General features: G+C 63.0%; 11 protein-coding genes. 10 read left to right on the top strand and 1 reads right to left on the bottom strand.

What is annotated here, in order from left to right:
- The first annotated feature begins 108 nt into the window (after positions 1 to 108).
- The 10 genes from C7450_RS11020 to C7450_RS10970 all read left to right on the top strand — a co-directional run bounded on the left by C7450_RS11020 (position 109) and on the right by C7450_RS10970 (position 10,038).
- On the top strand, positions 109 to 831 hold the full coding sequence (locus C7450_RS11020; protein ID WP_110374499.1) for a GntR family transcriptional regulator: 723 nt from the start codon (positions 109 to 111) through the stop codon (positions 829 to 831).
- Between the two features lie 325 nt (positions 832 to 1,156).
- A complete protein-coding gene (tcuA, locus tag C7450_RS11015) occupies positions 1,157 to 2,689 on the top strand; it encodes an FAD-dependent tricarballylate dehydrogenase TcuA (protein ID WP_110374498.1) in 1,533 nt (510 codons plus the stop codon).
- 199 nt (positions 2,690 to 2,888) lie between these two features.
- A complete protein-coding gene (locus tag C7450_RS11010; RefSeq protein ID WP_210206423.1) occupies positions 2,889 to 4,496 on the top strand; it encodes an ABC transporter substrate-binding protein in 1,608 nt (535 codons plus the stop codon).
- A gap of 310 nt (positions 4,497 to 4,806) precedes the next feature.
- Positions 4,807 to 5,397, top strand: coding sequence for a cysteine dioxygenase family protein (locus tag C7450_RS11000; protein ID WP_170147198.1), 591 nt, complete (start codon positions 4,807 to 4,809; stop codon positions 5,395 to 5,397).
- A 70-nt stretch (positions 5,398 to 5,467) separates the two neighbouring features.
- Complete coding sequence (locus tag C7450_RS10995; RefSeq protein WP_110374494.1) at positions 5,468 to 6,445, top strand: ABC transporter permease; 978 nt, start codon at positions 5,468 to 5,470, stop codon at positions 6,443 to 6,445.
- Complete coding sequence (locus C7450_RS10990) at positions 6,445 to 7,383, top strand: ABC transporter permease (protein ID WP_110374493.1); 939 nt, start codon at positions 6,445 to 6,447, stop codon at positions 7,381 to 7,383. Before C7450_RS10995 ends, C7450_RS10990 begins: the two co-directional genes overlap by 1 nt.
- A 3-nt stretch (positions 7,384 to 7,386) precedes the next feature.
- On the top strand, positions 7,387 to 8,415 hold the full coding sequence (locus tag C7450_RS10985) for an ABC transporter ATP-binding protein (RefSeq protein WP_110374492.1): 1,029 nt from the start codon (positions 7,387 to 7,389) through the stop codon (positions 8,413 to 8,415).
- Positions 8,412 to 9,449 (top strand): ABC transporter ATP-binding protein, encoded by a 1,038-nt coding sequence (locus C7450_RS10980; protein ID WP_110374491.1) that lies wholly within the window; start codon positions 8,412 to 8,414, stop codon positions 9,447 to 9,449. The genes C7450_RS10985 and C7450_RS10980 overlap by 4 nt, the downstream gene beginning before the upstream one ends.
- Positions 9,449 to 9,727 carry a helix-turn-helix domain-containing protein gene (locus C7450_RS10975; protein ID WP_110374490.1) on the top strand — a complete coding sequence of 93 codons (279 nt, stop codon included), beginning with the start codon at positions 9,449 to 9,451 and terminating at the stop codon, positions 9,725 to 9,727. Before C7450_RS10980 ends, C7450_RS10975 begins: the two co-directional genes overlap by 1 nt.
- Positions 9,728 to 9,789: 62 nt before the next feature.
- Complete coding sequence (locus C7450_RS10970; RefSeq protein WP_170147197.1) at positions 9,790 to 10,038, top strand: DUF927 domain-containing protein; 249 nt, start codon at positions 9,790 to 9,792, stop codon at positions 10,036 to 10,038.
- 131 nt (positions 10,039 to 10,169) lie between these two features.
- Here C7450_RS10970 and C7450_RS10965 read toward each other — a convergent pair whose 3' ends face one another.
- Complete coding sequence (locus C7450_RS10965; protein ID WP_110374488.1) at positions 10,170 to 11,609, bottom strand: NAD-dependent succinate-semialdehyde dehydrogenase; 1,440 nt, start codon at positions 11,607 to 11,609, stop codon at positions 10,170 to 10,172.
- Between the last annotated feature and the right edge of the window lie 87 nt (positions 11,610 to 11,696).

Below are 11,696 nucleotides of genomic sequence, written 5' to 3'. Positions count from 1 at the left end.
CACGGATAGCACGGCGGGCCACCGCCCGGCGGCCCGTCTTTCACGCACCCGATACCCCTTGCTGTCATATAGCCACGCGTCTAAGGGTTGCAGTGTGGGTGGAGCGACATGATCAGAAAAGCGAAAGCACCGAACGGTGAGCAGGGGACCGGCAAGACCAGCTCCGTCCAGCTCTATCAGTTGCTTTACAAGGCGTTGCTGAGCGGGGAGCTTAAACCGGGAGACCGGATCCGCGAGAATGAAATCGCCTCCCGTTACAATGTCAGCCGCACGCCGGTGCGTGAGGCGCTCGGGCGCCTGGAGGCCCAAGGCCTGCTTGTCTACGGCGATCAGCGCGGCCTTGTCGTGCCGCGGCTCGATGCGCAGAGCGTGACCGAGCTCTACGTCATGCGCGAAGTCCTGGATGCGACCGCCGCCCGCCTCGCAGCCAAGCACGCCAACGAAGCCGAAATAGCCTCCCTGCGCTACATGGTCGAGCGCGATTCCCAGAACTGCCACGACATACCCTACCTGGCATCGACCAACCGGCTGTTCCACTCGGCCATCGGCGATTGCGCCCACAACCGCTTTTTGAAGCGCATGCAGGAGACCTTGGCTGAATCACTCGCCCTGCTGGGTCCGACGACGCTAAGTTTGCCCATGCGCGCTCAGGAGGCGATCGCGGAACATGCCGAGGTCGTGGAGGCGATCGCCAAAGGTGACGGCGACGCGGCAGCCGCAGCGGCAAGCCGGCACAGCGCTGCGTCCCATCAGGCGCGATTGAAACTGATTTACGCGGAGGCGCAGGACCGCGCGGCGGCTGCCTCGGCCGGGCGGCTCGACGAGCCCTGACAGCAGTTCGGCTGCTCGTCCTCACGCATCCCGTTTGCCATCGATTTTGCGGGTTTGTGACCGCTGGAGGGCCGCGCCTCCGGCGTGATGACGCGTTCCTCTCCCTTGCCTTGCCTTGCCTTGCCTTGCCTGCGCGGCAGGAGGCTGCGTCAGGCCCGACTTTTTGCAAGGGCATGCGCGCTTTTGGCCCGGTTCACGCCTTCCCTCCAAGACGCCTCAGCCCAGCGATCGACAGCCGAAGTCAGGCACCGGATTGCACGAGTTGACTTCGCCGCCTTCGTATGTATTCAATTGAATGCAATAGAGTGCATCTGAGGAATGACCGGTGGATCAATTCGACGTCGTTGTTGTGGGCGCGGGAAATGCCGCCTTGTGCGCTGCGATTGCGGCCGAGGAACGGGGTGCTCGCGTGCTTGTGCTGGAGCGGGCGCCCGAGAGCGAAAGCGGCGGTAACAGCCGCTTCACCGCAGGAGCGATCCGCTTTGCCTATAAGGGCGTCGACGATCTTCGCGAGATCATGCCCGACCTCACCGAGGGCGAGATTGCCCAGACCGATTTCCAGAGCTACACCGAAGATCAGTTCTTCGACGACATGTTCCGCGTGACGCGCTATCGCTCGGATCCTGTCCTGTGCGAGCTTCTCGTCCGCCGAAGCTTCAGCACCATGAAATGGCTGAGCGGCAAGGGCGTTCGCTTCCAGCCGATTTATGGCCGCCAGGCGTTCAAGATCGACGGCAAGTTCAAGTTCTGGGGCGGGCTGACGGTCGAGGCCTGGGGCGGCGGCCCCGGACTGGTCGAAAGCGAGACCCAGATCGCGCGCAAGCGCGGCGTCGAGGTTCGCTACAATGCACGCGCGATTGAGTTGCTTTACGACGGGTCAAAGGTCTCCGGCGTCAAGATCAAGGAGCGCGGACAAATCAAGGACATTTCCGCACAGTGCGTCGTCCTCGCCGCTGGCGGTTTCCAGGCTGACCCTTCCATGCGGGCTCAGTATCTCGGCCGGGAATGGGAACTGGCGCGCGTGCGCGGATCGCGGTTCAGCACCGGCGACGGCATTCGCATGGCGAAGGCGATCGGCGCGGCTTCCTATGGAAACTGGTCTGGTTGCCACGCGGTCGGCTGGGACTTCAATGCCCCCGAGTTCGGCGATCTCGATGTCGGAGACGGCTTCCAGAAACATTCCTATCCGTTCGGCATCATGGTCAACGCCCTTGGGCGCCGTTTTGTCGACGAGGGTGCCGATTTCCGCAATTACACCTATGCGAAATACGGCCGCGTCATTCTTGAGCAGCCGGGCAACTTCGCCTGGCAGATCTTCGACAGCAAAGTAACCCACCTGCTTCGCGACGAATATCGCATCAAGCAGGTGACGAAGGTCACCGCCGATACGCTGGAGGAGCTCGCCTCCAAGCTGGAAGGCGTGGACGCCAAGGCGTTCCTGCAGGAAATCGCCAGCTACAACGCGGCGGTACAAAAGGATGTTCCGTTCAACCCGAATATCAAGGATGGGCGTGGCACGACATCGCTTGCCGTCAACAAGACGAACTGGGCGAATACGATCGACGAGGGCCCCTACTGCGCATTCCAGGTCGGATGCGGGGTGACGTTTACCTTCGGCGGCCTGAGGATCAATGGAGACGCTCAGGTCCTGGACGAGGATCTAGAGCCGATTCAAGGCCTTTACGCCGCGGGCGAACTCGTCGGTGGCCTCTTCTACTTCAATTATCCCGGCGGCACGGGTCTCATGGCGGGGTCCGTCTTTGGCCGGATCGCCGGCAACTCGGCCGGCGAGGCCGCCATCCAGGCCATGCCGGGCGGCACGGGACAGGGTGTCGGCGCTACAACGGCGGTGGCGTGACCAGGAGAGACCGGGACCAGCAATCGCTGTCGGTGGCGCCTGACGAAGAATTGGCTCGATTTGGATTTCGATCGCAAGACAATGCCGGAAAGGCACGGGCGTGGCTTATAGCTCGCGACTATCGCGAGGGGAAAGAATGGGAGTCGCAGCAATGAGCATAGTCGGGAATTCAATAGCCCCCCCGGATGAGCGCGCTGGCTTGAGCCGTCGTCATCTCCTCGCGCTGTCTGGCGCCGCGAGCGCGGCCGCTCTGCTGGCAGGGGGGGCGGTCGTTCAAGCTGCCGAGATCGAGGAGCTTCGCATCGGCTGCTTCACGGAGCCGCCGTCACTCGATCCGCACTGGCAGAACACTGCGGCCAGCAACTCGCTGTCCCAGCATATCTTCGACAGGCTGTTCCACGCCGACGAGAACCAGAAGCCCGTTCCGGCTCTGGCGGAAGGTTGGAAGGTCATCGATCCCCTGACGTGGGAAATCGCGTTGCGCAAGGACGTCAAATTCCACGACGGCACGCCGTTCACGGCGGACGACGTACTTTTCACCTTCGAACGCTCGCAGAACGTTCCGAATTCCCCCTTCTCCTTCAAGTCCTATCTCGGCAACAAGAAGCTCGAGAAGGTTGACGACCACCTGATACGCATCACGACTCCGTCGCCAAATCCCATTCTCATCAACGAGATCATGACGGTCTCGATCATCTCGAAGAGGGTGGGCGAGAAGGCCACGACAGACGACTACAATCGCGGGACCGCGATGGTGGGAACCGGTCCCTATCGGTTCGTGGAGTGGCGATCCGGGCAACATATCAGGCTCGAGCGGAACGAGGGCTACTGGGGCAAGAAGCCGGAATGGATGCAGGTCACGCTGCGCCCGATATCCTCCAACCCGGCACGCGTCGCCGCGCTTCTGTCGGGCGATGTCGAGCTGATCGACTTCGTGCCGCCGTCCTCGCTTGAACGCCTTCAATCCAACAAGGCTCTGTCGCTGAGCAGCAAAGTCTCCAACCGGATGATCTACCTTGCCTTCGACCACAGCCGGGTGCGCTCGCCGTTTGTGAAGGGCATCGACGGCTCGGAGATCGATAACCCCTTGCGGAAGCTCGAGGTTCGCCAGGCCATCTCGAAGGCGATCAATCGCGAGGCGATTGGGAGCCGCGCACTGGAGGGCATGGGCGTGCCGGCGGGCCAGCTGGTGCCGCCGGAGATATTCGGGTCCGCTCCCGAGCTTGGACCGGACAAGTTCAGCGTGGCTGACGCCAAAGCCCTTCTGACGAAAGCGGGTTACCCCAACGGCTTCGCGATTACGCTGCACTCGTCCAACGACCGCTATGTCAACGACGCGGCGGTGGCCGAGGCGATCGCACAGATGCTGACCCGGATCGGCATCCGGACCGCGGTGGAGACCATGCCCTATTCGGTTTTCGTGCCGCGCGCCACGGGCGGCGGCCCGGAGGGCCTGTCGCAGTTCAGCCTCTTCCTCTACGGCTTCGGCGGCCAGACCGGCGAGGCGTCGGTTGCGCTGAGATCCGTGGTCGCGACCTATGACAAGGCCAAGGGGCTGGGCTCGTCCAACCGTGGGCGCTACTCCAACCCGGAGGTCGACAAGCTCATCAGCCAGGCCTCGCAAGAGCTGGATGATACGAAGCGTGCGGCCCTCATGGCGGAGGCAACGCGGATATCCATGGCCGATGTCGCTGTGGCTCCAATCTACTTCCCGGTGAACTATTGGAGCACAAAGAAGGGCATGACCTATCGCGCACGCACCGACGAGCGCACGCTCGCCATGGATACGCTGGGCGGGCAGGGCTAAAATCGTCCGCGGGCCGATCTGTGTGCGTCGGCCAATCCCGATTGGCCGCGCATTGTCTGGAGCACATGCAACGTGGATTGACTTCGCCACGGCAGTCCAAGCCTATGGATTTGCTCATTATTTTTGAGGATAGCACGCAGCCGTCACCCTGCAGCCCGCCGCCGTTCCGGCGCGCAGCGCGATCCCGGCCCCGGGATTGCCGATATGCGGCTCAATCGAGGCGGTCGCGATTCATCAGATCGATCCCGAGACCAGCGGCTTGCAGGCACGTCCCTGTCCCGACCCCGCCGTCGCATAGAAGGAGTTCGCCATGAATGTCGCAGACGAAAGAGATTTGGCTGTCCGGCGCCTGATCGAGGAAGCCAGCGCGAAGATGGAAAAGGACGGCCCCGGCCCCGACACGCTCGCGCATATCCGCCAGATGGTCGCTTCCCTGGCAGAGCGGGCGGACCTCTTCCCGCTGCAGGATTTCGCCCTGCCCAAGGAAGGGAAGTCGCAGCGCTACAAGCTGGGCTCCGGCGCGGACGACCGCTTCGTGCTCTATCTGAACACGGTTTTGCCCGGCAAAAGCACGTTTCCGCACAATCACAAGACCTGGGCTATCGTTGCTTCTGTGTTGGGCGAGGAGCGCAACCGGATCTACAAGCGCAAGGTCGATGCCAACGGTCAGCCCGCGGGTATCGAACTCGTCGAAGAAAAGATCGTCGGTCCTGGCGATGCCGTTGTGTTCGGGCCTGAGGACATCCACAGCGTGCACTACGAGGATGTGTCACCCGGCGTCCAGATTCACTTCTACGGGCAAGCCCTGGAGACATTGAGCAATCGCAGCGGATTTGATGCGGCGGGCAATGAGGTCAACTACAACAAATCGATGATGAAACCCACGGCGGGCAAGGTGTGATGCAACCGGCGACACGATATCGCGTCGGCATCGGCGCGCCCGCGCCGGTCGGGAATGGGGACGACCGTCCATGACGCTCTACATCCTCCGGCGCATATTGCAGAGCGCGTTCGTGGCTCTCGCGATGTCGATGATCGTCTTCGTGGGGCTCAATGTAGTCGGCAATCCCGTCGACATCCTCATGCCGGCGGATGCCTCGCAGCAGGATATCGCCGATGCCATCGCGCGGCTCGGCCTCGACCGACCCCTTCACGAGCAGTATTTCGTCTTCCTGAAGAATGCCCTCACCGGCAATTTGGGCATTTCCTTCGTGAACGGCCAAAGCGCCCTCGCGACCGTGGTGGAGCGGCTTCCGGCGACGCTGGAGCTCGCCGTCGTCGCGATGATCCTGGCGCTCGTGATCGGGATACCGCTGGGCTTTCTCGCCGGATTGCGGCCCAACTCCCTCCCGGCCAAGGCGATCATGTCCAGCTCGATCGTGGCCTTCAGCCTGCCGACCTTCTGGATCGGCATCGTCTTCATCATGCTCTTCGCCGTGCAACTGGGATGGCTGCCGTCGGGCGGCCGTGGATTGACACGCTCCGTGTTCGGCCTTGAACTCAGCGTGCTCACGCTCGATGGTCTCAAGCACATCCTGCTGCCGGCGCTCACCTTGTCGCTGTTCAAGATCGCGCTGATCATCCGGCTCACCGCGGCGGGAACGGTGGAAGTATCCGGTCAGGATTATGTCAAGTTCGCGCGGGCCAAGGGCGTCCGCCGCGGGCGGATCACCTACGTGCATATCCTGAAGAACGTCATCCTGCCGGTCATGACCGTGTCCGCCATGGAATTCGGCAACATCATCGCTTTTTCAGTCGTCACCGAGACGGTCTATTCCTGGCCGGGAATGGGCAAGCTGCTGATCGATGCGATCAGAATGGTCGATCGGCCGGTCGTGGTCGCCTACCTCATCGTCTGCGTGCTGATCTTCATGATCCTCAACCTGATCGTCGACATCGTCTATTCGATCCTCGATCCGCGCATCTCGCTCAAGTCGGAGTCGGCGTGATGTCAGAAAGCCATCGCCGCCCGTTCAGCCTGCTGCCGGGCAAGTTGCTTTCTGGCAAGTCTGCAGAGCCATCCCCGGGCCGCCTGTTCTGGATGGATTTCTTTGCAAGTCCCGTCGCCACGCTCAGCCTTGTCGTTCTGATTGTGATCGTGCTCGCGGCGGTTTTCGCGCCGCTGATCGCACCGCAGAACCCTTATGACCTCTCGGTCCTGGACATCATGGATTCGCGACAGCCGCCCGGGAGTGAGTCCTCCACCGGAATGGTCTTCCTGCTCGGTTCCGATGGCGCCGGGCGCGACATATTCAGCGCCATCCTCTACGGGATGCGCACGAGCCTTCTCGTCGGCATCAGCAGCGGATTGCTGGGCATGGGCATGGGCGTCACGATCGGCCTCGTCGCCGCCTATAAGGGGGGCCGGGTCGAGACGGTGATCATGCGGATCGTCGATCTGCAACTGAGCTTCCCCACGATCCTGATCGCGCTGATCCTTTTGTCCGTGGTCGGCAAGGGCGTTGACAAGATCATTCTGGCGCTGGTGATCGCGCAATGGGCGTATTTCGCGCGCGCTGTGCGCGCCGCCGCGCTCGCCGAGCAGCGCAAGGAATATGTGGAAGCGGCCAGGGTGCTCAGGCTCTCGCACGCGCGTATTCTCTTCAGCCACATCCTGCCCAACTGCATGCCGTCGCTGATCGTCATCGGCACACTCCAGACGGCCTCGGCGATCTCGCTTGAAGCGACGCTGTCGTTTCTCGGCGTAGGCCTCCCGCCGACGGAGCCGTCGCTCGGACTGCTGATCTCCAACGGGTTCGAATCCATGATGTCGGGACGCTACTGGATGAGCCTGTTCCCCGGCATCGCGCTGCTGATCATCATCATGGCGATCAATCTGGTCGGCGATCAGGTTCGGACGGTCCTGAACCCGAAAGGCAGGGGCTAGCAGATGGTAGCCACATCCACGCGGAGCCCGGAGAAACCGGACGTGCTCGTCGAGGTCGAGGGGCTGCAAACCTATTTCCTGACGCGCGGCGAGCCCATGCGCGCCGTCGACGGTGTTTCCTTCAAGCTGCACAGCGGCGAGGTCCTCGGCATCGTCGGCGAATCCGGGTCGGGCAAGACGATCACCGGACACTCGATCCTCGGCCTCGTCGAGCCACCCGGCCGGGTCGTGGGCGGCAGCATACGCTTCCGGGGCCGCGACCTCCTGGCCCTCTCGGATGAAGAACTGCGCCAGTTGCGTGGCGACGCCATGGCAGCGGTGTTCCAGGATCCGATGATGACGCTCAATCCCGTGCTGCGCATCGATACGCAGATCATGGAAGCGATATGGTCGCATCACCGGGTTTCCAAAGTCGAGGCGAGGCGGCGGGCCGTTGACGTGCTGCGGCTGGTGGGGATCCCCTCGCCGGAGAAACGGGCGAGCGCCTATCCGCATGAACTCTCCGGGGGCATGCGCCAGCGCGTGGTCATTGCCATCGCGCTCGTCAACAGCCCCGCGCTGATCATCGCCGACGAGCCCACCACGGCACTGGACGTCACCATCCAGAGCCAGATCATCTACGAAATGCGCAAGCTCTGCCGTGAAAAGGGCACCGCGATGATCTGGATCACCCACGACCTGTCCGTCGTCGCCAGCCTCGCTGACAGGATCTGCGTCATGTACGCCGGCGAGATTGTGGAGGAGGGCGATACCGAGAAAGTGCTCGGCCAGCCCGCCCACCATTACACGAGAGGTCTCATCGCCTCGATTCCGTCCGGGTCACAACCGGGCGAGCAACTGCCTCAGATCAAGGGCATGATCACCCGCTATCCAGCCGCCGACCAGGGATGCCGATTCCGCGACCGCTGCCCTGCAAAGACCGACCTATGCGACACCCGGCCGCCCGACGTCCGGGTGTCGGACAGCCATTCTGCGAAATGCCATCACCCGGCCCATGCGTCGGCGGCCCTGGCTCAGGAAAGCGTGTCATGAACGCCGCAGCAAGCATCAAGCCCCAGATCCTGCTGTCAGCCCGCGGGTTGAGCAAGACGTTTCGGGCGGAGGACGACCTGATCGCGCGGATCGCCCGCCGCATCGGCCTGGCCGGTCCGCCAAGTGTCGTTCGCGCGTTGGACGACGTCGACGTCACGATCCACAAGGGCGAGGTGCTTGGGGTCGTCGGCGAGTCGGGATGCGGGAAGTCAACGCTTGGGCGAACCCTCGCGGGCCTGATCAAGCCTTCGCGCGGGGAGGTTCTCTACCAGGGGCAGGACATCCATGGGAAGGGAGCCAACAACAAGCTCCGGCTGAAAATGCAGATGGTGTTCCAGAACCCGCATGCATCGCTGAACCCGCGCAAACGCGTCGGGGACATTATCGGCGAAGCGGTGCGCGCCCACCGGGTGGTGCCACCGCGCGACGTCGATCGCCATGTCAGCGCGATCATGGAAAGCAGCGGGCTGGATCCGCAATGGAAGTCGCGCTTCCCGCACCAGTTCTCGGGCGGGCAGCGGCAGCGCATCAACATTGCGCGCGCGCTGGCGGTAAAGCCGGACCTGATCATCTGCGACGAAGCCGTATCGGCGCTCGATGTGTCCGTGCAGGCGCAGATCCTGAACCTCTTTCTGGAATTGCGCCGCAAGTTCGGTTTGAGCTACCTGTTCATCAGCCACGATCTCGGGGTGATCCGGCACGTGTCGGACCGGATCGCGGTGATGTATCTCGGCAAGGTCGTCGAAATCGGCGAGGCCAGCGATGTATTTGCGCGCCCCGCCCATCCCTATACCCAGGCGCTGGTGAAGGAGATCCCCAGCATCAAGCGCGACGTGAACTCCTTTCAGCCGATCAAGGGAGAACTCCCCTCACCCTTGTCCCCGCCGAGCGGATGCCATTTCCATCCGCGCTGCGAATTCGCCGGGCCGCGGTGCCGCTCGGAAGTGCCTCGTCTCACCACCCTCGCGAATGGCCACCAGGCGGCGTGCCATCTGCTCACGCCGGGCGACGTCACCCAGGAGGCAGCAGCATAATGACAACAGCGGCGCAACTCGCCCAGTGGCGCGACAAGGCCGGCGTCACCCCTGTGCAGATGGCGGCCGCCATGGGCATTTCGCCCGCGATCTATGCCGATTTGGAGGCCGGTACGCTGCCGATCGAGCCCATCCATGGCGTAGCGGCCAAGTGGGCGCTCTTGCGCATCGCCGTCGAGACGCACGACGGCGAGATCGCCGCGATGGACACGGAACTGCTGCAACTGGTTTTGGCCGCGAGCAGACTGATCGGACGGCTCGGTGACACCTGCGGTTGAGGCTGTGTGAGCATGTCCGCCGACATGTGGTATCACGCTGTGGTTTGAATCGGGGTGACGACTTGCATTCGCATCAATCGGCGCTCCACGCCGGGCATCGCGATCAAGCATCATCCCTGCTGCGCCTTCATTCATTCCGCGATCAACGCTGCGGGAACCCTGCGACTCTGGCCCTTCTTGCCGCCGCATCGGTCGCCGGATCGGCCAAGCGCACCCAGGCGCCGACGCTTGATGTGACCGCCCGTGGTCTGGAGGAACTTGGCAACGCCTATAACGACGTCCTTCTGCCGCTCGATGAGGCGCCCGCATAGCGCCTAACGACCGCGAACAACGCCTTTTCTTCAAACGGTTGGCGCATAGCTTGCCCCGCGGCATCGGTCGTCGCAGATCGCCGCAGGGGCGTCGTTCGGGACGACGAATTGGTCGCGAACGCATATTCAGCTCACTGGCTGTTGGCCGTCGTGAACAGGCGGGTGTCGAGATAGGCCTCAAGCGCCTCGCATCCACCCTCTGAGCCATATCCGGAGTCCATGATCCCGCCGAAGGGTAGTTCGGGGATACCGAGACCGAGATGGTTCACGGACATCATCCCCGCGCGCACCGATTTCAGCGCCTCCTGATGTGCGGCAGAGCGCGTGTAGGCATAGGAGGCAAGGCCGAAGGGCAGACGGTTCGCTTCGCTGATGATCTCATCGCGTGAGTTATAGCGATTGATGACGGCAACCGGACCGAAGGGCTCGTCATTCATGATCACGGCGTCCGTCGGGACGTCGGTCAGCACCGTGGGCTCGAAAAAATAGCCCTTGTTACCGATTCGCCGCCCACCGCGTGCGATTTTGGCACCGCGATCGACGGCGTCGGCGATCATGGCCTCCAGGGCAAGGATGCGACGATCATTGGCGAGCGGGCCCATCTCGACGCCTGGCGCGGATCCGTCCCCAACCACGATCTTCCCAGCCGCGGCGACGAAGCCATCGATGAAGGTGTCGGCGACGCTCTTCGCGACGAGGAAACGCGTCGGCGAAACGCAGACCTGACCGGCGTTGCGAAACTTCTGCATGACGAGTTGCGGGATGGCGAGGCCAAGATTTGCGTCCTCCATGACAATGGCGGGCGCGTGGCCTCCGAGCTCCATGGTTGCGCGCTTCATATGGGCGCCTGCCAATGCCGCCAGATGCTTCCCGACCGGCGTCGAGCCCGTGAAGGAAATCTTGCGTATCGTCGGGTGGGCGATCAGATGTTCGGAGATTTCGGCGGGATTGCCATAGACAAGCCCGATCACTTCGGCCGGCAGGCCCGCGTCAAGGAAGGCGCGGATGAGTTCGGCGGGCGAAGCCGGCGTCTCTTCCGGCGCCTTGACGATGATCGAGCATCCCGCTGACAGCGCAGCGGAGAGCTTGCGTACGACCTGGTTGATCGGGAAATTCCAGGGCGTGAAGGCTGCGACTGGGCCAACTGGCGTCTTGAGCGCGAGCTGAGTGATGCCGGCGCCTCTTGCTGGAATGACCCGGCCATAGGCGCGCCGCGCCTCTTCGGCGAACCAGTCGATCGTATCGGCGGCGCCCAGGGTTTCGGCCTTGGATTGGGTGAGAGGTTTGCCCTGCTCCAGCGTCATGAGCGCGGCGATCTTGTCCGCGCGCGCCCGCAACAGCTCAGCCGCCTTGCGCATCAGCTTCGACCGCTCGAAGGCCGAGACCGCTGACCAAAGGGCGAAGCCACGTGCGGCGGCAGCCAGCGCCCGATCGAGATCGTCCCGACTCGCATGGGCGACCTGGCCGATGACGTTTTCGGTCGCGGGGTTTACGACCGCGATGGTTTTCCCTGTGGAGGCGTCCGACCAGGACCCGTCAATCAGGAGTTTCGTGTCTGGATAGTCGAGCATGGCTGGTTCTGCTCCGCTGACAGGCAGGTTCCGGTCGAGTTTTGCCACTCTGTGAAATCCACTTTTCGCAGAGAGGAAATGGATTGA

Origin of the sequence: Chelatococcus asaccharovorans (assembly GCF_003201475.1) — a bacterium.
GTDB lineage: Bacteria > Pseudomonadota > Alphaproteobacteria > Rhizobiales > Beijerinckiaceae > Chelatococcus > Chelatococcus asaccharovorans.
This window is presented reverse-complemented; position numbering and strand designations above follow the sequence as displayed.